15 protein-coding genes are annotated in these 23093 nt (G+C 56.5%); 8 read left to right on the forward strand and 7 right to left on the reverse strand.

Features of this window, described 5'->3' with window-relative positions; all coding sequences use genetic code 11:
• The first annotated feature begins 2 nt into the window (after nucleotides 1-2).
• The 5 genes from AACP59_RS00835 to acnA all read left to right on the forward strand — a co-directional run bounded on the left by AACP59_RS00835 (nucleotide 3) and on the right by acnA (nucleotide 8150).
• Nucleotides 3-752, forward strand: a complete 750-nt coding sequence (locus tag AACP59_RS00835) for a DUF3159 domain-containing protein (RefSeq protein WP_339349392.1) — start codon at nucleotides 3-5, stop codon at nucleotides 750-752.
• A gap of 42 nt (nucleotides 753-794) precedes the next feature.
• Nucleotides 795-2069, forward strand: coding sequence for a class I SAM-dependent RNA methyltransferase (locus AACP59_RS00840; protein WP_297316406.1), 1275 nt, complete (start codon nucleotides 795-797; stop codon nucleotides 2067-2069).
• A gap of 95 nt (nucleotides 2070-2164) precedes the next feature.
• A complete protein-coding gene (locus AACP59_RS00845; RefSeq protein WP_339349393.1) occupies nucleotides 2165-2833 on the forward strand; it encodes a type 1 periplasmic-binding domain-containing protein in 669 nt (222 codons plus the stop codon).
• On the forward strand, nucleotides 2826-5315 hold the full coding sequence (locus AACP59_RS00850; RefSeq protein WP_339349394.1) for an HAD-IC family P-type ATPase: 2490 nt from the start codon (nucleotides 2826-2828) through the stop codon (nucleotides 5313-5315). The genes AACP59_RS00845 and AACP59_RS00850 overlap by 8 nt, the downstream gene beginning before the upstream one ends.
• A 120-nt stretch (nucleotides 5316-5435) precedes the next feature.
• Nucleotides 5436-8150 (forward strand): aconitate hydratase AcnA, encoded by a 2715-nt coding sequence (gene acnA / locus AACP59_RS00855; protein WP_339349396.1) that lies wholly within the window; start codon nucleotides 5436-5438, stop codon nucleotides 8148-8150.
• A gap of 215 nt (nucleotides 8151-8365) precedes the next feature.
• On the opposite strand, the gene AACP59_RS00860 is transcribed toward acnA, so the two are convergent.
• The 6 genes from AACP59_RS00860 to AACP59_RS00885 all read right to left on the reverse strand — a co-directional run bounded on the left by AACP59_RS00860 (nucleotide 8366) and on the right by AACP59_RS00885 (nucleotide 18498).
• Entirely contained in the window at nucleotides 8366-9280 is a 915-nt protein-coding gene (locus AACP59_RS00860) for a Bax inhibitor-1/YccA family protein (RefSeq protein WP_339349398.1), read from the reverse strand.
• Nucleotides 9281-9488: 208 nt separating this feature from the next.
• Complete coding sequence (gene drmB / locus AACP59_RS00865; RefSeq protein WP_339349399.1) at nucleotides 9489-11426, reverse strand: DrmB family protein; 1938 nt, start codon at nucleotides 11424-11426, stop codon at nucleotides 9489-9491.
• Nucleotides 11423-14908: a helicase-related protein gene (locus AACP59_RS00870; protein ID WP_339349400.1), complete on the reverse strand. Its 3486-nt coding sequence runs from the start codon at nucleotides 14906-14908 to the stop codon at nucleotides 11423-11425. Before AACP59_RS00870 ends, drmB begins: the two co-directional genes overlap by 4 nt.
• A gap of 86 nt (nucleotides 14909-14994) precedes the next feature.
• On the reverse strand, nucleotides 14995-16542 hold the full coding sequence (locus AACP59_RS00875; RefSeq protein ID WP_339349401.1) for a DISARM anti-phage system protein DrmE domain-containing protein: 1548 nt from the start codon (nucleotides 16540-16542) through the stop codon (nucleotides 14995-14997).
• Complete coding sequence (locus AACP59_RS00880) at nucleotides 16539-17438, reverse strand: hypothetical protein (RefSeq protein WP_339349402.1); 900 nt, start codon at nucleotides 17436-17438, stop codon at nucleotides 16539-16541. Before AACP59_RS00880 ends, AACP59_RS00875 begins: the two co-directional genes overlap by 4 nt.
• Nucleotides 17439-17451: 13 nt before the next feature.
• Entirely contained in the window at nucleotides 17452-18498 is a 1047-nt protein-coding gene (locus AACP59_RS00885; protein ID WP_339349404.1) for a DNA cytosine methyltransferase, read from the reverse strand.
• Nucleotides 18499-18723: 225 nt separating this feature from the next.
• Between AACP59_RS00885 and AACP59_RS00890 the strand changes: the two genes are divergently transcribed.
• Nucleotides 18724-19563, forward strand: a complete 840-nt coding sequence (locus AACP59_RS00890) for an aldo/keto reductase (protein WP_297317206.1) — start codon at nucleotides 18724-18726, stop codon at nucleotides 19561-19563.
• A 133-nt stretch (nucleotides 19564-19696) separates the two neighbouring features.
• Here AACP59_RS00890 and AACP59_RS00895 read toward each other — a convergent pair whose 3' ends face one another.
• Nucleotides 19697-20506: a GTP pyrophosphokinase gene (locus tag AACP59_RS00895; protein ID WP_502260901.1), complete on the reverse strand. Its 810-nt coding sequence runs from the start codon at nucleotides 20504-20506 to the stop codon at nucleotides 19697-19699.
• Between the two features lie 96 nt (nucleotides 20507-20602).
• Here AACP59_RS00895 and miaB point away from each other — a divergent pair, with 96 nt between their 5' ends.
• Nucleotides 20603-22030, forward strand: coding sequence for a tRNA (N6-isopentenyl adenosine(37)-C2)-methylthiotransferase MiaB (gene miaB / locus AACP59_RS00900; RefSeq protein ID WP_339349405.1), 1428 nt, complete (start codon nucleotides 20603-20605; stop codon nucleotides 22028-22030).
• Nucleotides 22017-23066 (forward strand): tRNA (adenosine(37)-N6)-dimethylallyltransferase MiaA, encoded by a 1050-nt coding sequence (miaA, locus tag AACP59_RS00905; protein WP_339349406.1) that lies wholly within the window; start codon nucleotides 22017-22019, stop codon nucleotides 23064-23066. The genes miaB and miaA overlap by 14 nt, the downstream gene beginning before the upstream one ends.
• Nucleotides 23067-23093 lie beyond the last annotated feature (27 nt).

The following is a 23093-nucleotide window of genomic DNA, read 5'->3' on the forward strand; positions in this document are numbered from 1 at the left end:
CCGTGGGCGGAAAGGGGCAGGATGACCGGCCTTCCGACACGGAAGAAAGGAAGCATACCGGTCTGGCGGCACTGGCCGATGAGGATTTTTCGGTCTACGAGGCCATCGGAGGCTGGCGGGGGATGGTGGAATCCCTCCTGCCCGGCCTGGTCTTCCTGGTCGTTTTCCTGGTAACGGGGAACCTGGCCTGGACCGTCGTCGCGTCCGGCATCCTGGCCTTGGTCCAACTCCTGCTGAGGCTCCTGCAACGGCAGTCCTTCCTCGGGGCTCTGACCGGTCTCCTGGGGGTCGGCATCTGCCTGGTCTCGGCCTGGCTGAGCAAGGATGCCCGTAACTATTATCTGCCCGGTTTTCTGATCAACTCCTTCTGGATCCTGGTCCTGGGAGGCAGTCTGGTGGCCCGGGTGCCCGGGATCGGAGCCCTGGTGGAATACGTGCGCCAGCCTGTTCTCTCCGGTTTTCGAGCGTGGCTGAACTCCTGGCGCTCGGATCGTGCCCTCCTGCGGGCCTATGCCAGGGTCACCCTGGTATGGATCCTGGTCTTCATCATTCGCCTGGTGGTGCAGGTACCGCTGTATCTGGCCGGATTGGTCGGTCTCCTGGGCGCTGCGCGCCTGGTCCTGGGCGTGCCACTCTTCGCTCTGGCCATCTGGATTTCCTGGCTGATGATTCGTGATCCCTTCCACGCCTTCCACACCAAGGCGGACCTTGTCGATGCAGGGCATGACGGTGACGGGGGAGTCCGGGGCTGAGACCGCCCGGGTGTGGCCCACAGGCGGTGACGAAAGGCGAGTATGGGCGTTGAGCTTCGCATGGAACGATATGCTGACCAGGGCCGGTGCGTGGCCCATCTGGACGGGCGCGTGGTCTTTGTCCGCTTTGCCCTCCCGGGCGAACTGGTCCGGGTCAGGTTGGATGAGCCCCACAAGCGGCAGGACAGGTTCTGCACCGGCGAGGTGACCGAGGTCCTGGAGGCCAGTCCCGACCGAAGGGAACCGGTATGGCGCCTGGCCGGCCCCCTGGCCTGGGGTGGCGGCTTGGGAGGCGCCGACCTGATACATGTCTCCCTGTCCGGGCAACTGGCCTGGAAGGCCGACCTGATCAGACAGCAGATGGAACGACTGGGCGGCATCCACCTCGAGGTGCCCATCACCCGCCCCGATGACGGCACCTGCCGGGATGGTCTGCACTGGCGGACCCGTATCGACCTGGTGGCGGATGACCGGGGCAGGCCTTCCATGCGGCGACGTGGTTCCCATGACAGGATAGCCCTGGAGACCATGCCCCTGGCCTCCAAGCGACTCCTGGACAAGGCGGACAGGCTTGGTCTCTGGGATGGGGGATTCGACCCCGGAAGCAGGATACGGATGGCCGTGCCTGAGCCTCCTGACGGTCAGGTGGATGGGGAGAACTTCGCCTTGCTGGTCAACGGAAAAACCAAGGAGGGGACCGACCCCCTGACCGAGCAGGTCCGGCCACGTACCGATCAGGCCGATGAGGCCACCTTCACCTACCAGGTTGATGCGGACGGGTTCTGGCAGGTGCACCGCCTGGCGCCGGGCCTTCTCTCCGGCACGGTCCTGACCCAGATCAGGCAGTGGCTTGCGGGGAAGATGGCCCCGGTCATCTGGGACCTCTATTCCGGTGCCGGCCTCTTCACCCTTCCCATGGCCGCGGACTTCCAGGGGAAGGCGCGGATCCTGGCCGTGGAAGGTGCGGCGGGGGCCGTGGCCAGGGCCCGGAAGAACCTTGCCGATGCAGGCCTGGCCAATGCCACGGTCAGACGAGGCGATGTGGAAGGTGTGCTCAGGCATGGGATTCCCAAGACGCTGGCCCATCCGGACCTGGTCCTCCTGGACCCGCCGCGGGCCGGTGCCAGGGCCGCGGTGTGCAGGCTCCTGGACCAGGCCGGTCCCTCGACCATCATCTACGTGTCCTGTGACCCCACCAGTTTGGCCAGGGATGCAGGGACACTGACCTCGCTCGGGTACAAGCTGGCCCACATCCATGCCTACGATATCTACCCCATGACCCACCATGTGGAGACCATGGCCGTCTTCACCAGGTAGGCCACGAGGTGAAGGTCGCCATCATCTCACCGGATGAACCTCAGCGGATGGCGCATTTCCGGCGGGAGGATCGGTTTTCGTCTAGAATACCGTTGATGGCAGGAATGACGTGCGGAACGGGCGGACCGGGCAGGTCCGGTGCTCCGATTCTGCCCGTCCGCAGGCGGCGTAAGGCACGTATTCCCCTGGTTCTGGTCCTGGCCTTGATTCTGGTTGGTCTCTTGACGGGCTGTGCACCCTCCCACAAGGCTGTGGGTGATACCTGGCAGCCATCCACCGTGGACCATGATGGGGTGGACCGCTCCAATGTGCTGGTATCCCTGATCGGTCGGCCCTCTTCGTCGTCCGGTACGGCTCCCAAGGACGTGGACAGCCGGATTCTGGCCTCCCTCAAGGGCCAGCGCATGGATGGGTACTACTGGCAGGCGGCCTCGGCCCGGGACCAGCAGGCGGGTGTGGAGGATGCCGTCAACCGTGGAGTCAAGCTGATTCTCCTGGATGCCCCGGCGGAGGGAGATTGGATTCCATCCCTGTCCCAGGCCAGAAAGGCCGGGATACCCGTGGCCGTCATTCCGGAGCGGGGGGCCACCTGGGAGGGCGGTCCTGGCGGCGTCTACTACGCCGCCACCCTCAGCCTGGAGGCCGGTACAGACAGGGGCAAGCCGGTACTCCTGGCCGATGCCCTGCAGAACATCATCGATGACGGCCCGCATGCCCGTACTCTGCGGGTCACTCTGGGTCAGGTGGAGGATCGGCATGAGTGACGGCAGAAAAGACAGGATCCCCTCCTTCCCCCAGGTCGGGGAACCGGGGCTGACCAGTGTCCAGGTGGAGGAGCGCCTGGAGGCCGGACAGGTCAACAGGACCGAGGAACGGTCATCCAGGACGCTGGGGCAGATCATCCGGGCCAACGTCTTCACGCTCTTCAACGCCATCATCCTGGGGGCCATGGTGGTGGTCCTCCTGACCGGTCAGTGGAAGGATGCCGTCTTCGGCCTGGTCATCATCATCAACACCGGGATAGGCATCGCCACCGAGCTCAAGGCCAAGCGCACCCTGGACAACCTCTCCATCCTGGTGGCTTCGGACTACTACGTTCATCGGGAGGGATCCGATCTGCGGGTCTCCCACGATGCCATCGTCAGGGATGACCTGTTGTGGATCCGTTCGGGTGACCAGATTCCCGCAGATGCCCGCATCGTGGAATCCTATGGTCTGGAACTGGATGAGTCCATGCTGACGGGGGAATCCAGGACCGTTCGCAAGCAGACGGATGACAAGGCCTACTCGGGTTCAACGGCGGTCTCCGGCATGGCCCTGGCCAGGGTCACGGCCGTCGGGGCGGGTTCCTACGCGGCCACCCTGACCGCCAAGGCCAAGGTCTTCAAGAAGGTGCACTCCGACCTGAACGAGGGGATCAACACCATCCTCAAGGTCATGACCGTCGTGGTGGTGCCCCTGTGCATCCTCCTGATCTTCACCCAGATGCGCACGGTGGGTGGGTTTCAGACCGCACTGGCCAACGGGACCTGGCGGCAGGCCGTCGTCTCGGCCGTGGCCGGGGTGGTCGGCATGATTCCCGAGGGTCTGGTCCTCCTGACCTCTCTGAACTTCGCCCTTGCCGCCATCCGCCTGGCCAGGAAGCAGACCCTGGTCCAGCAGATGGAGTCGGTGGAGACCCTGGCCCGGGTCGATGCCCTCAACCTAGATAAGACCGGGACCATCACCGACGGGGGCATCGTCTTTGATGCCATCCACCTCCTCGACGGTTCAGGCAAGGAGGGGGAAGCTGTTCTGAGCCAGCCCCTGGTCGATGTCTGTGCGGAGGAGAATCCCAATGCCACAGGCCGGGCCATCATGGAGGGGCTGCCCCAGGTTCTCCCCTCCGGGACGGTCAAGGCCCGTCTTCCCTTCTCTTCGGCCAGGAAGTGGAGCGCCATCCTCGACCAGTCCGGCAGGCTCTGGTACTTCGGGGCTCCAGAGGTGCTGATGGCCACCCGGCCTGATGCCCACCCCCAGGTGGATTCGCAGGTGGCTGGTCTGGCCGACTCCGGCTACCGTGTGCTGATGCTGGCGGACGGTGGGCAGGTGCCTGCCGGCGACCTGAGATCGGATTACTTCCAGGAGGCCGGGTCCCTGCCCACAGACCTGGTACCCATGGCCCTGATCACCTGTTCCGAGCGAATTCGGGATGATGCCGCCCCCACCCTGGCCTGGTTCAGGGAGCAGGGCGTGCGCTGCCGGATCATCTCCGGCGACAACCCCGCCACGGTCGCGGCCATCGCCGGCAAGGTGGGCCTGACCGGTGCCGCCAAGCCCCGGGCCATGGATGCCCGGAAACTGCCGGAGGACCTGGAGGAACTGGCCGAGGTCCTGGAGCGGGTGGATGTGCTGGGCCGGGTCCTGCCAGACCAGAAGAAGGCCATCGTCCAGGCCCTGCATCTGGGTGGTCATACCGTGGCCATGACCGGGGACGGGGTCAATGACTCCTTGGCCCTGAAGGAGGCCGACCTGGGCATCGCCATGGGGAATGCGGCCCCGGCCACCAAGGCCGTGGCCGAGGTGGTCCTGGTGGATTCCAAGTTCTCCCATCTGCCCGACGTGGTGGCCAGAGGGCGTCAGGTCATGGCCAACATGGAACGGGTGGCTGGTCTCTTCCTGGTCAAGACCGTCTACTCGGCCCTGATTTCCCTGGGTGTGGTCCTGACGGCCATCCCCTTCCCCTACCTGCCCCGGCATATCACCTATATCGGTGCCCTGACCATCGGCACCCCCGCCTTCTTCCTGGCCCTGGCCCCGAACACCCGGCGCTACCGGCCCGGCTTTCTGAAGCGTGTCGTCGCCTTTGCCCTCCCGTCGGGACTGGCCACCGGGCTGACCATCCTGGTCGCTGCCTGGACCCTGCCCGGCATCCTGGGTCTGAACAGGTCCGATTCGGCGGATTTGACCGGTCTGCGGTCCATCTGTGCCATCATCCTCTTCTTCATGGGGGTTCTGGTCCTGGCCCAGGTGGCCCGCCCCCTGCGTTCCTGGCGTGGCCTCCTGGTCTTGGTCTTTGCCGCGGCGGGGGTCATCGGGGCCTTCATACCCCTGGTGGCCCGGTTCTTCGCCATCACCCTGCCCCAGGGGCGGGGCCTGGCCCTGACCATCGTATTCGTCCTGGCGGGGGCCGTCCTCATGGCCCTGGTGGTGTTGGCGTATCCGCCATGTGTGCGGTTCATACGCCAGTTAACACACGGGCGGTAGAACAGGGAGCATATTCCAACGGTGTCCCGTTCCCCCGGGTGGCTGTCCAAGTCGGTTCCTTCGCCTTGCAGGCAGGCATCATCGGCAGGGTGCATGGGACTGCACGAGGAGGATATGCCCATGACTGACAGGCCGACCGAACAGGGACTGTCCAGACTCCGGGTGGGGGATCGGGAGTTCGACTACTACCGCATCGCCGACCTGCCCGGCCTGGACCATCTGCCCTACAGCCTGCGTGTACTGGTCGAGAATCTGGTCCGCAACCGGGACGGAATCAACATCACCGATGACCAGGTGGATGCCCTCCTGGGCTGGGACCCGGAAGCCGAGCCCATCCATGAGATCCAGTTCTCGCCCAGCCGGGTGGTCATGCAGGACTTTACCGGAGTCCCCTGCATCGTCGACCTGGCCACCATGCGGGATGCCGTCAAGGACCTGGGCGGTGACCCCGAGGTCATCAACCCCCTGGTGCCCGTCCAGATGGTCATCGACCACTCGGTCCAGATCGACCTGGCCGGGGTGCCCGGGGCCATCGAGCACAACATGGACCTGGAGTATCAGCGCAACCGGGAACGTTACCAGTTCCTGCGCTGGGGGCAGCAGGCCTTCCGGAACTTCCGGGTGGTACCCCCCGGGACCGGCATCATCCACCAGGTCAACATCGAATACCTGGCCCAGGTGGTCATGCGCAAGGAGTCGGATCAGCCAGGTGGGCGACCCCTGGCCTACCTGGACTCCTGCGTGGGGACGGACTCGCACACCACCATGGTCAACGGGCTGGGAGTCCTGGGATGGGGCGTGGGTGGTATCGAGGCCGAGGCGGCCATGCTGGGCCAGCCCATCTCCATGCTGGTGCCCAGGGTGGTCGGTTTCAAGCTGACCGGTTCCATCCCCGAGGGGGTCACGGCCACCGACGTGGTCCTGACCGTCACCCAGATGCTCCGGGAGCATGGGGTCGTGGGCAAGTTCGTGGAGTTCCACGGCCGGGGCCTGGACCAGGTGCCCCTGGCCAACCGGGCCACCCTGGGGAACATGAGCCCGGAGTTCGGCTCCACCTGCGGTATCTTCCCCATCGACGGGGTGACCCTGGACTACCTGAGGCTGACCGGTCGGAGCGAGGACCAGGTTGCCCTGGTCGAGGCCTACGCCAAGGCCAACAGGCTCTGGCACGACCCCGATGACCCGAACTACACGGAACCCGTGTACTCCGAGACCATGGAGCTGGACCTGTCCACGGTCAGGCCCTCCATCGCCGGCCCCAAGCGTCCCCAGGACAGGATTGCCCTGGACCAGTCCAGGCAGGCCTACCAGGCCGCACTTCCCGACTACGAGACCTCGGCCACCGACCATGAGCCGGTCCCGGTCCACACCAAGACCCACGGCGACTTCGACCTGGCCAACGGGGCCGTGGTCATCGCCTCCATCACCTCCTGCACCAATACCTCCAACCCCTCGGTCATGGTGGCGGCCGGTCTCCTGGCCCGCAAGGCCCGTGCCCTGGGGCTCAGGCCCAAGCCCTGGGTCAGGACCTCCCTGGCCCCGGGCTCCCAAGTGGTCACCGACTACCTGGACCGGGCCGGACTGACCGAGGACCTGGATGCCCTGGGCTTCGAGTTGGTGGGCTACGGCTGCGCCACCTGCATCGGCAACTCCGGCCCCCTAGACCCGGCCATCTCCCGGGCCATCAATGAGCACGACCTGGCCATGACCGCCGTCCTCTCGGGGAACAGGAACTTCGAGGGCAGGATCAGCCCTGACGTGAAGATGAACTACCTGGCCTCGCCGCCCCTGGTCGTGGCTTACGCCCTGGCGGGTTCCATGAACATGGACCTGGTCAGGGAACCTCTGGGAGAGTCCCCTGACCAGCACCCGGTCTACCTGCGAGACATCTGGCCCTCCAACAGGGAGGTCCAGGAGGTCATCGACCGGACCCTGGACCGTGACATGTATTCGAAGGACTATGCCCAGGTCTTCAGGGGGGACCAGCACTGGTTGGGGCTGGATGTCCCCTCCGGCCGGCTCTTCACCTGGGACCCTGACTCCACCTACGTGCGCAGGCAGACCTTCTTCGACGGGATGGCCGCCGCCCCCGACCCCCTCCGGGACATCGAGGGGGCCAGGGTCCTGGCCCTCCTGGGCGACTCGGTCACCACGGACCACATCTCCCCGGCGGGTGCCATCAAGGTCGAGAGCCCTGCCGGCCGATACCTGGAGGAGCATGGCATCGCCCCCAAGGACTTCAATTCCTATGGGTCGCGGCGTGGCAACCATGAGGTCATGGTCCGTGGCACCTTCGGGAACATCCGGCTGCGCAACCAGCTCCTGGCCTCGGTGGGGCAGGAGGTCAGGCCCGGCGGGTTCACCTATGACTTCCTGGCCAAGCGGCCGACCACCATTTTCGAGGCCTCCCGGGATTATGCCGGTCAGGGTGTTCCCCTGGTCATCCTGGCCGGGAAGGAGTATGGGACGGGTTCTTCGCGCGACTGGGCCGCCAAGGGGACCATGATGCTGGGGGTCAAGGTGGTCCTTGCCCGGTCCTTCGAGCGCATTCACCGCAGCAATCTGATCGGCATGGGTGTCCTGCCCCTCCAATTCCCCCAAAACCAGTCGGCCGAGAGCCTTGGTCTGGACGGGACGGAGACATACAGCTTCGAGGGGGTTGAAGACATCAACCGGGAGATACCCGATCAGGTCAGGGTCACGGCCCTCCGCCGGGACGGTCAATCCGTCGGTTTCCGGGCCAAGGTTCGCATTGACACCCCCGGTGAGGCCGAGTACTACCGCAACGGGGGCATCCTCCAGTACGTGTTGCGCAACCTGATGGGGGAGCGGTAGGTCTCTCTCGGTCGGGCGCGATTACAACGAGGACTGGTGGAGATGGCCTGGTCGCAATGGACGACGGCTATCATGGCCGGCCCTTTATCCAGGTCCGGGTCGGGTGGGCTGATCCGTGGCCGGATTGTGACGGGTGCCTGAATTCGCGCACCAAAACAGCCGGGGCGGCCGGTTCAGGTCCGACCACCCCGGCTTATGGCCGGTTGCAGCTCCGCTCAGTTGCGGTTGCCCACCAGTTCCAGGATGTAGATGAAGAGGTTGACGAAGTCCAAGTAGAGGTTCAGGGCGCAGAGGATGGAGACCTTCTTGATGACCTCGGTTCCCTGGTTCTCATAGGCCGCGAAGATGAGCTTGGTCTGCTGGGCGTCGTAGATGGTCAGCCCGGCGAAGAGGACGATGCCGACACCGGCGACCACCTTCAGCGCCGTGTTCGAGGGGGCCAGGAACATCAGCGCCACCTGGACCACGATCAGGAAGAGCAGGGCGACCAGGAAGACGGAACCCATGCCCATCAAGTTCCTCCGCGTGGTCAGTCCCAGCATGCTCAGCACGAAGAAGAACCCTGCGCAGACCACCAGGGTCAGCAGGATGGCGGGTAGGGAGTAGGTGACGAATATGCTGCTCAGGGTGAAGCCCATCAGGGCGGCATAAAGGTAGAACATGACCCTGGCCGTCGATGTCCGCATCTTCATGACCCTGGCGCTCAGGAAGACGGCAAAGGCCACCTGGACCAGGGCCAAGCCGATCCAGCCAATGGTCCCTGTGGCCATGACGAAGGCGTACAGCAGTCCGGAGGTGGCTGTCAGGTAGGCCACCACCGCCGTGACCAGCAGGCCGATGGCCATCTCACCGTAAGCACGGGACATGGAAATCCGCTCCGCCTTCTCGAAGGAAGAGGTGGAGTCGGTGTTGATCGGCGCCGAGGGCACTGCCTGGGGCTGTGGCATCTGCATGGCCGGGGCCTGCGTATAAGCGGCCTGGTTGTACTGGCCCTGCGGTGCATACTGTCCCTGGGGGGCGTACTGGGTCTGCTGGTTCTGCTGCCCGTACGGCTGTTGCCCATATTGGCCCTGCTGCTGGTTGAACGTGTTGAAGTCCTGGTTTCCTTGGGGCTGGTCTTCAAATGCCATAGCGTCCTCCTCGGGGTCCTGAGATTGGTGATACACCAGATTATATTAAGTTTACATGGTTGAGCCCACTGGTTCGCGGGTTTTCCTTAGAAGCAAGATTCAAGAAATATGAATCACTATTTCAATATGGCACCATTTTTTTCAATCTTAATTTTGTCATGAGAATGGTAAGACAAAATAGTCGGTTGGGAGGAACAAAGAACTTAACTCAGGACAATACAAGATCTGAGAAGTAACCCATGTCAGTGTGTGTGAACGTTCCTATTAACAATCCACGATCTAGGAATCGGTTAAATTCCTCGCATGATGTCTCAGGCAATAGTGCACAACCATGGCAAGCTGCCAGATTGCAAGAATTTGGGCCCTGCCCTTGCTCACCGGAATCCATACATACTGGGTCTGTTGAGCACCAACGCGCATTATCGATTGCTCTGGCAAATACCTCCAATAGTCGATCAGTGGTCGCCATCCTAACCAACCCTCCAAGTGTGCCGTCGGAATCACCTGCCGCAGTATATATAAGTAAACCACCCATTTCTTCACCGACCTTGGTGGAAGCATATAACCTTTCCCGAAGGGCAGCGGAACTATATCCGCACGTGAAAACGAGTTGATTAATGAGAATATGGCTCAATGTATGCAGTAGGACGAAACGTGGAGTAAATTCCCTCGGTTCTAGTCCGCTGCTTTTGACAGCCTCAGCATACCTTGTGTTGATCAGACTGCTCCGGTGTACAACGTCTGGTCGTTTCTCCCAGTTCGATAATCTATCCTTATTCAGTTCAAGGTATATCCCCTCCCCTTTGACGACACAGGCGGGAAGCCAATCTTCTAACTGTGAGTTGATGGGTTTACGACGCATCAACCTCTTACCCTTATCCAAGCCAAGATGTGTATCGCGTAACCGAGTAAATCCACGCAGTGCACGAGTTTCCTGAAGAGTAGTGACTTGCCGGACCCTATCAAGATATGCCAATAGGGGTTTAGGAGTTTCAGGATTTTGGCAACGGAGATATGAATGCGAAGGAGTTTCTCTCAAGTATTCGTATTCAGGGAATCTCCATGTATTTCTATCGGAAAGAACCTTCTCTTGAGGAACTTGATTAGTGGTTTCTAAGACAGGATTGGATGATATTGGCTCCTGTGTCAGAGGTCCTGCGATGTTTTTTACAGCAGCGAGTATTTGATTGTCGTCAAAATTAGATAAGACATCCTTGTTGGAGTTTCTTAGGATAGATGGGATCTGTTGTTCATTAATGGTGTTATCCGCTAATAAAAACTGAATCAGCGAAATGGCCGAGTGAAAATTAGTGCTACCTACTATGTTTAGTAGATCCTCATCCGCTGGATCATTCTGGTAAGGAATAAAAATTGATGATTCAACTTTCGGGAAGTAAATATTTCCAGCTGATCTTAGAGCTCCCTGAAGTTGTTGACCGCATCGGGTTTCTTTAAGCTGGAGCCACGGCTCTGCCCCTCTGCAAAGAAACGGTCTGCCATCCTCGTTAAGTCGGGAACTTAAATCAGTTGATTCTTCATTAGTCACCGAACTGAGGTGCGCTGATGTGATGCCACGCAGCGTGCGAGTTCTCTTGCAGGTATCGCATTCAACTACCTGTCCTTCCAAACTTCCTCCACCGTGCGATTTGAGTCTGAGTGGTCCTGAACAGTTGGGGTTATCTGTTCGATGTACCCATTCATTAAAAGGAAAATCAGTAATATGTCCTTCTGCACAAATTGCCACAAACGGTACTTGTGACATCCGAGTTTTGGATTGTCGGCAGTCGCATGTTGCTGGTTCAATAGCTGTCAGCGGAACCAATTCTAGTCGTTTGCAGTACATGCAAAAATGCCAGCGAGGAAAGCGAAGCACTGGGACATGGATTCTATAGGTAGAATCAGCTTTAGAGATGTCCGAATCCCGATAATCAGGTGGCAGGCGAAATGATCCAACTCCTAGTCGTTGTTCCAGCCTCCAATCATGTATTTCAAACTCGGTTGTATTAGGTTTAGTTTGGTGGCTGCCGTCTGTGTACCAATAATCAAGGCCTGCTGTGATGACTGAGGTTCCATCCACTAGCGTACTCATCGCACCAACCCCAAAGGGGGTAATAAGTTGGGACCGCCTGATTTTTCCTTTTGTCATCTGACCTGCTCCTGATTATCTTTACCCCGGCCATCTTCTGCTGCATAAGATAGTGATATTTCCAGTTCACATTCAGCGTCGACATTGCGCATGCTAGTTGGCACTTCCCACACAAGGGCCTGTGAATCGGCGTTGTTCTTCAACCCTGCATACATCATAAGGCCCTGCTTCGGATTTCCGCCATGAGGATTTGCGGACCATTCAGTTCTTTCCCCGTTTTCCCAGTTTTGTTGAATTCTGTCGATTTCAGCAATTACATCCTGTTTGGAGGACGGGTCGGACAGCTCTGCTCGTTTTATGATTACTTGAGCAGCTTGATTGAATTCTGACTTAGGGAACGGATATGGTTTCATATCCGACGAGTTGGTCTGACGAATATATGCCAGAATCGCAGCATGAAGCGCTCTCTTAAGGACCGGATGTGCGAATGGTGTAACTGATGTCGGTTCCACTTGTGCATACAGACGTTCATGATACGTTTGGAAATGTTCGAAATGACTACGGTCCCGAGGTTTTGAAGCGCCATAAATAGTGATGACCAAACCGGGTGAGATGTTCGGTTTTCTGCCGACTCGACCGCTTACTTGAATATATTGCGCTGTCGTCTTTGGCTGCCCCACAATAGTCATTAGACCTAATCGGTCAATATCAATTCCAACCTCAATGATGTTCGAAGACAGGCAAATGTCTATACTACTGTTATTGTTTCCGTAAGGTACCGCAAGTTGTTCAATGGCCCTAGGGATTTCATCATTTCGCTTTCGACTTGTAAGCTCTAAGATCTGTCTTGGCCAGCGTATCTCACTCAGATGATCCCGGTTTCTCAAGCCCGTGAGGTAGTCAGGCACATCTGACTGAAGTAAAGTGACAGTATTACCCAATTCGCGAAGGCTGTTGAAGAAGTTCAGATTCGTCCAATAACCATCACGGTTTTCTTTGGGGATATTTAAGGCAGCCTCAAGAGTGGAAGCGGCTACACGGACTTGAACTGTTTGGGTTGACCCCAGAGAAGCGCTAAAAATTCCAAGATATCTTCTGCCTGGCGTGGGCAACCCTTCATCGTCGACTTCCGGTTCAGCGAAGAAAGAGTGTCCCTCTTCAAGTCCATGTGGCGGGAAAATAGCCGTTTGTTCGACTTCTCTGCCATACAAAGCCAATATCTGTTCTTCGTAACGTCTAGCTGTTGCTGTGGAAGCAATAATCTTCGGAGGAACAGGAGGTGTCGCCTTATCGCGATGATCAGTACACAGTTCGTCAATTACAGGCTCATACAGGCCGATCATAGAACCAAGCGGGCCAGAGATGAGATGAAGCTCATCCTGGATAATCAAGTTCGGCGGAGTGCACTGTTGCTTTCCGAGTCCATCTCTGCCAAATATGCTCTTTGCCTCAGGCACCCAAGCTAACATGGCAAATTTATCTACTGTTCCAATAACAATTGATGGTTTTTGCTCGTAAATATCTTCGTCTACAACATAAATTGGTAAGCCATGCTCCTTATGCGAGTACCAGCAGTTTGGATCAGCACAGCGGAAACGAACACTTCCCTTGCTTTTTTCATAGCCAAAGATGTTATTTCCGCCTCTGCGATGCGGACGTCTAACTGGTCCCATTTGAGCGCCACACCAGGGACAACGAAGAAGAAGGAACGGATTGGCTGTGTCGCGTTCATACATCTTTTCCAAGCTTTTTATCGCGTCTTTCTTGTGATTCGGGGTAGTGGATCCACCCAGCCAAGCGCCTATGCTGAACGATTTTTCGCCAAGAACAGATGGATTATCAGCCCTAATTCTTTCTAAAACGCAAATAAGCGAAGCTGCACGCTGAAATTGCTGTGTTGTGAGGAGTCTCAGAGTGTACCGCATAATGGTATCGGTTCCGCAGTCTTCTGGGTCTTTCAGTCTTCTCAACAGCAAGCTGAATGCACTGGCACCCAAGTAGGCTTCAGTTTTACCACCACCAGTGGGGAAATAAATAAGGTCGACCGTCGACCTGGTTGGCTGTGTTTTATCTACTAATTCAGGTAAAATGGCCAAAATAAATGCTATCTGGAACGGTCGCCAATTTCCCAGCCCAGGTTGAACTGGCAAATCTGGTAATGGCGAGAACTCTGAAAAATGAGGATTGAAAGTACCTGTGCCCTCTTTGGAGTAAGTAACTTTTCTAAGCGGTAATCTGGAATGGAGCTGCTGATATAGCATCGCCTGATTCATCCATCTAAACGCTTGCGCGGTATCAGACTTATTGTCCTTTATGACTAATTTCCATCCGTCTTGCATTCTTCGCAAAGCGGTTTTGCATAATTGTAAATTCCTCTTAGCAGCCGATTGATAAACATTTCCAAGTCCGGTTGCTGTCTTCTCTTCTTGTTCAATCCAATTCTCATATAGACTCAGTAACTGTTGAACCTGATTATTTCCTGTATCAGTACCCATCGCGAGTTCGCGCATGCTCACTTGCAATTTCTTTTCAGTCTCAGGAATACTGATGTCCGGCGTAAGATTAGGCACCTCGTAGTATGGCATTGGCTCGGCATTTATCCGATTGACAGTTGATGACTCTTTCCATGTGGCTGCGCAGCCGTGTCCAACGGCATACGTTAATTGCTTGCGATAGAGAAGATTGATTGTCTCTTCTTCAGGGGTTATGATTGAGTGTTGCTCTTCTGGGTAGGGCTGAAATGTGGCATCTCCCGTTGCCTCAATCTGGAAATGCGCTTGGAACAAGGCATTCTCCGGGCCATACGCAGACGTTGTATTACTGATAGAAACTGTGACCAACCGGCTATCTTGGTCTGTTTCCTTGGGAAGTGTCCTGGAAAAAAACTGTGCAGTGGGTTTTACTCGAGGAATTTGGTCCGCATCTTCCGGCATAATTACAATTTCTGTAAGCTGTCGCTCCTTCATCAATAATTCACGGGTAACCAGTCCCTCAAGTTTGAAAGGTCGACGAATCCACCACGTAAAGGTGTTTGCATAATTGGGTTTTCTGATGGTTAATTTATCGTAGTAGGCACCCTTAACCGTTATCAAAAAACTACCAGTTGACGGTATTCTGCACTTGAATGATATGGCCATTGAAGACGGCTTGTATTTATTGGCGTCTGATAAATCAAAATCATCCGAATCTGCAACGCTGTCATCAGGTTCAGTTATGAACTTTTGTCCTGCTAGTTCAACGGTACTCTCCTGAGAAGGAAGGCCACATATAGGGGTCTCTTCATCGATTTGGTTATCCTTGCTTGCACATGCCGGGTGCAGGACTCCTACTCCATATCGATGTAGGGGATCGCTGTGTGTCAGAATCTCTTGTCCCGTTGATTGGTCGTAATAGACGGAACCAGTTTCTTCATTAGATAGGAATTCAACAGTACCGCTAGAACAATCTAAAGGAGTTCCATAACAAGTGTCGATGTCGTCTGGGCCGTACAACTCTCTGCGGATTGCTGACTCGATTATTTTACGTGCTTCTTCCCCCGCCATGGTGCTCCAATCAGCCAACGACTAAAACAATTACAATCAATATACATGACAGAGTTGAGGTTCAATTCAAACTTGAAAGCCGTATCTCACACTTCTACCCATTTTGACCAAGTTGTGACGTGTGAGAATGCGGTATGTGTTTTTTGACGAGGTACAACTTGTTCATAGGGAGAAATAGCCAGCACCTTTGCAACAACCATATTCCTTAATTGCGCCTGCTTCGGACTGAGTTCGATGTAGCCGTTGCTCCCGAGTTGTTTGAGAGTTGAGGAGGGGATATTAACAAGCTCATTTTCCAAAGCACGTCGTACTTCCCGCCCCAGACTTAGTCGTTTACTGCGCAGCTGTGTCGCGTTATCGAAATAACGTTGATCAGGCAAATTGAGAAGTCTCAATAGCAAACGGAAATCCATCGAGCGCTGTGGTCTATCCACGTCAGTGGCAACCCATTCTTCCGCTCGGGTATAGGCATGGATTTGAGCATTTCTCAGTAATTCCTCAACCTGCTGCTTGTTGTGCGATGAAATCAACTTCCGCAGGGCTTCTTTCCAAATAGACTGTGTGCTCAGAATGTCGTGAGACCTATCACCAAAGCTGTTTATAGCTTCTTCATAGAGGGAACCTTGCCCATATTCATCATGTCGTAAAATAAGGAAAGCGCCAGGACACAACATATCGAATTGTAGCCTCGAGAGTCGGCTTCCAGTTGTGGAATTCGGATCAAACGTCTGTACTTCGTCCTGTTCGCTTAAGTAGCAGGCAAAATCCCCACTGAGAATAGTCAGGTGAGCTTTTATATCATTTTCACCACAATCTGTGTTGTTTATTTCAGATGTTTGCCAGTAAGGCTGTGGGAGTAGTTCCTGTTCAGATAGAGGAGTGGTTTCCACCCTTTCATCTGATTCTAGCCCATGACTTTGCCCCATAGGATGTTTCTTTGGTTGTAATTGGATAAAGCCTTCAGAGAATTCGTCCATAGGCGACTGTGGCAGGTCCAGCATCTTGAACCATGATGGCATAAGAAATGTAAGCTGCGAACTTACGGGTGAATATAATAATGAAGTTGGGTAAAAAAATGGAGGACCGACTACGTAAAGTTGTTCAAGGTTATCTTTGACTTCCGATAAATCTCCTTTGCAAAAGATCTGCGTGGAAATGCCTTTCGACTGAAACCATGAAGATACCGAGGACTGCGTTACTTTGCTGGAAGTAAGCACAGCGCAATTCTCTTCGCCAATTTCTCTTATACAATCTTCTAAAGCTGAACCTATCGGGGAAGGAATCGTTTTTACATAGTTGCATAGGTTTTCTATGGAATCGAAAAGTTGTTGAGTATCAGTGTTAACACCGAGGTGGCATTTCTTTATTTCCTCAACGGCAGTATCCGCAGCATAGGCTACCCGCGGGTTGAATTCCGAGGGTTGAATATCAGTAATCAGGCGACTTCTGAGTGCTTTTACTGTATTAATAAGTTCTAAAGTCAACTCTGAATCTTTAGTCGAGATGATTAATTGTCGTAGTACCTGGTCGACTTTTGAGCCAACATCATCAAAGACTGGTATAAGTTCGATGTCTAGAGTATGTGGGTTGTCAGCAAGTCGGTATTTAGCGTTGATGGTTTCCAGTTTATTCATCGTGGTACCTTAAAAGCCAGAGCTCTGATACCTTCCGTGGGCTTCCAGGACATTTCTTTTTCCAGACTTATTGGTGTTCCTCGGGTATTGCGCTTTTGTAAAAGAAAATCAGTAGCTTTTTCATTGATCACGCTTTGGTCCAGGATGGTGATTGCTAAGGGGCAATCAATCTCATCGAGTTGATGGATAGCAGATGTGCCATCGAATATCGCTGTTTTACATTTGTGAATGTCTTCGATTTGCGTCAGTTCTTCAGACGTGAAGAGTCGAGTGGTTGCAGTTGCGGTCTTTTCCTCTAATTTCGGCAGCACGATACTACCTATGCGGATGATCGAGTTTGTATCATCATTGCTGGTAATTAGTGTCTCGAATTCATCTTTGAACTTGCTTTTGCTGCCCACTAAGGTAAGTCCTTGAGGTGGATTGCACAAATACGAAATCCACGCTTGTTCCGAATTGGTAAAGGGGCCGAATGAGGGAACAGGAGGAAGGTCGTACTTGCCGGTACGTTCTGTCTCGTCTATGGGTGTTATTGCTTTGACTACGCTTGTCTTGAAAGTTCTTCCATCTACAGAAAGACGATCGACTGTGGGACGAAGTAGTTTGCCAACAACTATATAGTCTTTTGTTGCCATTCTGACAAAGGAACCCGGCCTTATTGATTCGAGGGAGACTTGGACGGAAGCGCTGCTTGGTTTGAATGCCTTCATCATCCATCCAGTAGCGATTAGCACAGATGCTAAATCTCTTACAGGTATAGAAACTGCAATAATCAGTTGCTCATTCGGCTGGATGCCATTTGTTTCAAAACAGAACTTATATGACTGAATTCCAAGATTCAGGAATTGGTTAACCCATGGTGTCGCCCTAAAACAACTATCTTGCTCTTCAGCCATTTCAAATTGCATTTCACGCAACTTCCAGTGCTCGCTGTATTGCGACTGCTAGAGCATACGCCAGTGGTGGTGGTACGGCATTAGATACTTGCTGTACTTGCGCAGAAAAGCTGCCCGTCAGCTCAAACTCTGTCGGGAAGCCTTGTAGCAGTAAGGCTTCATAGATACTTAGGCGCCTTTTCCCATTCGGATGTACATGTATTTCACGGTGACCATATGCAACAGTAGGACTTGGTCTGTCCCAATCCAGTTTTCTGAAGCTGCGACTTTGGTTTGAAAAACTGTCGGGGTTGGTAAAACGTGGAGACTTTGGTTGCATCGTCCAGTGGTTTGGATGGAATTTATTCACTACAGTTTTACCTCGGCAACAAAACGATGGATTCGGTAGGTCGCCTATTGTCTCTCGTACTGTTTTATTGCCGGTTATTTCACGCTTAGGCTTAAAGGCTTTTAACGCTGTCTCGGATTCAAAGGCAGCTATAATAACTCGATTCCTATGCTGCGGTACGCCAAAGTTATAAGCATCAAGTTCATTCACAACTTGATGCAGCCCGAGTTTGTGCAATTGATCTATAATTCCGTTGAACGTTTTTTCGTGCTTTTTGTCCTTAATGCCAATAACATTTTCAAATACAATAAACTCAACATTATAACTTGCGGCTAATTCACTTACAATATTCAGATATAAACTTGGTAATTGATTGCGGGGATCATCTGCTGTGGATTTGGTATTGGAACGAGAGAATCCTTGACAAGGTGGCCCACCTATAACACCTATCGATTCCCCAGGGGTGAGGTGCTTGGCAATTTCTTTGACTAATTTTGTTGCTCCCATTTCCACAAGGTCAGCTTGTTCACAGAAGGTTTGAGGAAAGGCATTCTTGTGAGTAGCAACAGCGTCTGGATCTTTATCAACGGCAAAGATTATTTCATAGTTGTCTTTTTGGAATCCCCAATCAAGGCCCCCCGCGCCAGAAAAAAGGCTTACTATTCGTGGAAGTTTCCCCTCACCGGGATTGACCTTACTTGCAGGAATGGGGCGTCCAGTTGAAGTGCACACATATCAAGTATACCTTGTGGCAGGCATGCGGGTATTTGCATTCAATATCGTTCTCTTATAACGGTAAAGGTTGTCTAATTGGCAAGGTAAAACAGTTACGAGTGCTTGGGCTCTTTAAAGCGCCTACTTTGTTTTTGATGTCATTTTTTGTCTTTGGTTAGTAAGCGTAATTGAACTTAGACTGTGTTTACATGCTCAATACAATCAAGCAAGGAGCGGAACCGTATGAGTGAAAACGTCACCGACACCATGATCACCCTGAACAATGGGGTTGATATTCCCCAGCTGGGATTGGGCGTCTTCCAGACCCCGGACGGGCAGGCCACCAGCCAGGCGGTGACCTGGGCCCTCCAGGCCGGGTACCGCCACATCGACACGGCGATGATCTACGGCAATGAGGAGTCCGTGGGGCAGGGGATGCGCGATTCCGGGCTGAAGCGCCGGGACATCTTCCTGACCACCAAGTTGTGGAACGACGACATCCGTGCCGGTCGGACCAGGGAGGCCTTCGAGGAGAGCCTGGACAGGCTGGGCACCGACTACATCGACCTCTACCTGATTCACTGGCCTGCCGAGGGTTGGCAGCAGGCCTGGGAGGATATGGAGGAGCTCTATACCCAGCGCCGGGTGCGGGCCATCGGGGTCTGCAACTTTCAGAAGCACCACCTGGAGGAGCTTCATTCCATCAGTTCCACCAAGCCGGCCGTGGACCAGGTCGAGTCCTCACCCCAGTTCGTCAACCAGGAGCTGATCGACTACTGCCACGGGGAACTCCGGGTGGATGTCGAGGCCTACAGCCCGCTGGGCGGCACGGGCGGATCCGTCCTGACCGATCCCAGGCTCGAGGCCATCTGCAGGAAGGTCGATCGGTCCCCGGCCCAGGTCATTCTCCGCTGGCACATTCAGCGGGGTCTGATCGTCATCCCCAAGTCCACCCACAAGGAGCGGATCGAGGAGAACGCCCGGGTCTTCGACTTCGTCCTGGACGAGGATGATATGAGGACCATCTCCGCCATGGATTCCGGAGTCCGCCACGGTAGCGATCCGGACAACTTCGACTTCTGATTCCCCTTTATGTGTGTTGACTCCTGAACGACCGCTCCACGGAGTGGGGCAGGCATGGAGGCCGTATGCAGGACAAGGCCGGGTGGAGTTGGTGAACTTCCACCCGGCCTTGCCGTCTGTTCCGTCTTCAGGATCAGCGTTCGGCGGAATCCTGAAGACGGCCGCCGATTCGCATGTCGGAACCGTTGGCCAGGTTGGACTTGGCGGCCCGGATGGCGGCGTCATCCGATTCCTGCTCCTGGGGCGACCCCGAGATGTCGCGGTGGATGGACTGCATCTGCACCTCGATGTTCTGCAGGGACCGTGCGCAGTCAAGCAGGGTCTGGGAGTGCTCCGCCAGACGGTTGTCGGGCAGGTTCGATTTGTAGCGGAGCTGATGTTCCAGGGAGGCCCAGTAATCCATGGCGATGGTTCTGAACTGCACCTCGACAGGGGTGTAATGGGGGCCGGAGGTCAGGAAGACAGGCACGGCGTAGATCACGTGGAGGGAGCGGTATCCGTTCTGCTTGGGGTTGCGGATGTAGTCCTTGACCCTGAGCACCTGGATATCGGACTGGTCCGACAGATAGCGGGAGACCGAATATACGTCATCGCGGTAGTTGCAGATGACCCTGACCCCGGCCACGTCGAAGATATGGTCCCGGACCGACTCGATCGATACGGGCAGATCCTTGCGGCGGAGCTTGCCGACCAGGGAGTCCACGCTCTTCAGGCGGCGTTCCATGTGGTGGATGGGATTGTGGCTGAACCTGACCTGGAATTCGGTGTCCAGAACGTCCAACTTGGTCGAAATCTCATACATGGCCCCCTCATATGTCTGCATGAGGTTGACGAATTCGACGATCTCGTCCTTGTCCAGGCTGGGGCGGTTTTGCTCATCCAGGTCCGCAAGCCGTTGTCTCATCTCGGATGCACTCATGGTGTTGTTCCGGTCAAGTATCACACAAACCTCCCAGGCCGTCCTTCATCAGACACACCACCATGGTACGCACATGCTGCGATGGCTTCCTGGACGTAGCCTGTGGATACAATCGGGCTTATGAAGACAGGACAGGGCGTGGGACCCGCCAGGGTGGCTGACAGGGCGGTGGCGGACCGGGGCGTCTATTACGTGCACACCCTGGGATGCCAGATGAACGAGCATGACTCCGAGCGCATTGCCGGGGTCCTGGAGGCCCAGGGATACCGGCCGGCCAGCCACGAGCAGATCGAGCGTCGCGAGGTGGACGTGATGGTCCTCAATACCTGCGCCGTTCGTGACAACGCCACCCAACGGATGTATGGAACCATCGGGCGATGGCATCGCTTCAAGCAGCACAAGCCCGACACCCGCATCGCCGTGGGAGGGTGCATGGCCCAGAAGGACCGCGACCGGATCACCCGTACGGCTCCCTGGGTGGATGCGGTCTTCGGCACCAAGAACATCGGTTCCCTGCCCAAGCTGCTCGACCAGGCCGAGGCCACCGAACGGCCCCAGGTGGAGGTCGCGGACGACCTGACGGTCTTCCCCAGCCAGTTGCCCACGGTCCGTGCCTCGCGCTCGCAGGCCTGGGTCTCCATCTCGGTGGGATGCAACAACACCTGCACCTTCTGCATCGTCCCTGCCGTGCGTGGCAGGGAGCGTGACCGGTCCATGGGCGACATCCTGGAGGAGATCCGGCGTTGCGTCGATGGGGGAGCCCGCCAGGTCACCCTCCTGGGTCAGAACGTAAACTCCTACGGGTGGTCGGTGGGAGACAGGTTCGCCTTCTCCAAACTGCTCAGGGCCTGCGGGCAGATCGAAGGCCTGGAGCGGGTCAGGTTCACCTCGCCCCATCCGGCCGCCTTCACCGATGATGTGATTCTCGCCATGGCCCAGACGCCCAATGTCATGCACCAGTTGCACATGCCCCTGCAGTCCGGTTCCGACCGGATCCTGCGGGCCATGAGGCGTTCCTACCGGTCCCAACGCTTCCTCTCCGTCCTGGACAAGGTGCGCCGGGCCATGCCCGATGCCCAGATCAGCACCGATGTCATCGTCGGCTTCCCCGGGGAGAGCGAGGAGGACTTCCAGGAGACCATGTCTGTGGTCGAGGAGGCCCGGTTCTCATCGGCCTTCATCTTCGAATACTCGCCCAGGCCGGGCACCCCGGCGGCCGGGCTGGAGCAGCTGCCCAAGGAGGTTGTCCAGGACAGATTCGAGCGTCTCCAGGCCCTTCAGGAGTCCATCACCCAGGAGCAGATGCAGGGCTTTGTCGGCAGGCAGGTGGAGGTCCTGGTCGAGGGAGGTCATGGCAGGCACGACCGGACCACGCATCGCCTGACCGGGCGTGAACGGACCGGCGTCCTGGTCCATATCGGCCGGCCCCGGGGTCTGTCGGAACCGAAGGTGGGCGACCTGGTCACCTGTACGGTTACGGACTGCGGGCCTCACTATCTGATTGCCGATCCCGACCCGGAAGCCGGCCAGGTCTATGAGGTCAGATAAGGCGGAGGTATCCACCCGGCGGCGGATCGTCTCCATCGTCGGCCCGACCGCTTCGGGCAAGACCGGCCTGGGGGTGGCCCTGGCCCTGGCCCTGCGTGAGCGCGGCGAGCAGGTCGAGATCATCAATGCCGATGCCTACCAGATGTACCGGGGAATGGATGTGGGCACGGCCAAGCCCACGGCCCGGGAACGGGCCGCTGTTCCCCATCATCTGATTGACGTGATCGACCCTTGGGATGCCATGAGTGTGGCCCGGTTCCAGGAGATGGCCCGGGCCCTGATAGGTGATCTGCGTGGGCGGGGGGTCAGGCCCATCCTGGTCGGCGGGTCGGGTCTGTACACCCGAGCCGTCATCGATGACCTCTCTTTCCCCGGGACTGACCGGGCGGTGCGGGTTAGGCTGGAGAATCGCGCAGCGGAGGAGGGGCCGGGTCTGCTCTTCAAGGAGCTTGAGGAGAAAGATCCCCAGGCGGCCGCCAGAATGGATCCAAGGAATGTCCGGCGCACGGTGCGGGCCCTGGAGGTCATGGAGATCACAGGCCGTCCTTATTCCGCCAGTCTGCCCCGGTACCGTTACCTCCTGCCGGCTGTTCAGATAGGTCTGGACCTGCCCAGGAGGGAACTGGACGAGCGCATTGATCGGAGGACCGAGGAAATGCGCCGCAAGGGCCTGGTCGATGAGGTCAGCCATCTTCGTGGGCATCTGGGCACCACGGCCGCCCGGGCGCTGGGATACCCGCAGATCGAGGATTACCTGGACGGGCGCATCGATGAGGATCAGGCGTTTGTCCTGATCGCCCAGAAGACCAAGCGACTGGCCCGTAAGCAGATGGGGTGGTTCGGGCGTGACCCTAGAATCCACTGGCTGGATGCCCTGGCCCCCGACCTGATCGCTCAGGCCCTGGCCTTGGTGGACCGGGCCGACCAGGGCGACTTCGACCGTGCCGATCTGGAGGCCGACCGGGATGCGGGTCTTCCCGGCACCAGGCATCCTCTGGGTTCTCTGGGGGAGGAATCCATCCGACACCCGTGTTGACTTCAAGTACTCGAAGTTCTTAGGGTA

The sequence above is a fragment of the Bifidobacterium indicum genome (genome assembly GCF_036987015.1).
Taxonomy (GTDB): domain Bacteria; phylum Actinomycetota; class Actinomycetes; order Actinomycetales; family Bifidobacteriaceae; genus Bombiscardovia; species Bombiscardovia indica.

What these genes read in the sequence shown, in the direction of transcription:
- AACP59_RS00840 (WP_297316406.1), top strand. Translation starts at nt 795, where the DNA reads ATGGGCGTTGAGCTTCGCATGGAACGATATGCTGACCAGGGCCGGTGC.
- AACP59_RS00845 (WP_339349393.1), top strand. Translation starts at nt 2,165, where the DNA reads ATGGCAGGAATGACGTGCGGAACGGGCGGACCGGGCAGGTCCGGTGCT.
- AACP59_RS00850 (WP_339349394.1), top strand. Translation starts at nt 2,826, where the DNA reads ATGAGTGACGGCAGAAAAGACAGGATCCCCTCCTTCCCCCAGGTCGGG.
- acnA (WP_339349396.1), top strand. Translation starts at nt 5,436, where the DNA reads ATGACTGACAGGCCGACCGAACAGGGACTGTCCAGACTCCGGGTGGGG.
- AACP59_RS00860 (WP_339349398.1), bottom strand. Translation starts at nt 9,280, where the DNA reads ATGGCATTTGAAGACCAGCCCCAAGGAAACCAGGACTTCAACACGTTC.
- drmB (WP_339349399.1), bottom strand. Translation starts at nt 11,426, where the DNA reads ATGACAAAAGGAAAAATCAGGCGGTCCCAACTTATTACCCCCTTTGGG.
- AACP59_RS00870 (WP_339349400.1), bottom strand. Translation starts at nt 14,908, where the DNA reads ATGGCGGGGGAAGAAGCACGTAAAATAATCGAGTCAGCAATCCGCAGA.
- AACP59_RS00875 (WP_339349401.1), bottom strand. Translation starts at nt 16,542, where the DNA reads ATGAATAAACTGGAAACCATCAACGCTAAATACCGACTTGCTGACAAC.
- AACP59_RS00880 (WP_339349402.1), bottom strand. Translation starts at nt 17,438, where the DNA reads ATGGCTGAAGAGCAAGATAGTTGTTTTAGGGCGACACCATGGGTTAAC.
- AACP59_RS00890 (WP_297317206.1), top strand. Translation starts at nt 18,724, where the DNA reads ATGAGTGAAAACGTCACCGACACCATGATCACCCTGAACAATGGGGTT.
- miaB (WP_339349405.1), top strand. Translation starts at nt 20,603, where the DNA reads ATGAAGACAGGACAGGGCGTGGGACCCGCCAGGGTGGCTGACAGGGCG.
- miaA (WP_339349406.1), top strand. Translation starts at nt 22,017, where the DNA reads ATGAGGTCAGATAAGGCGGAGGTATCCACCCGGCGGCGGATCGTCTCC.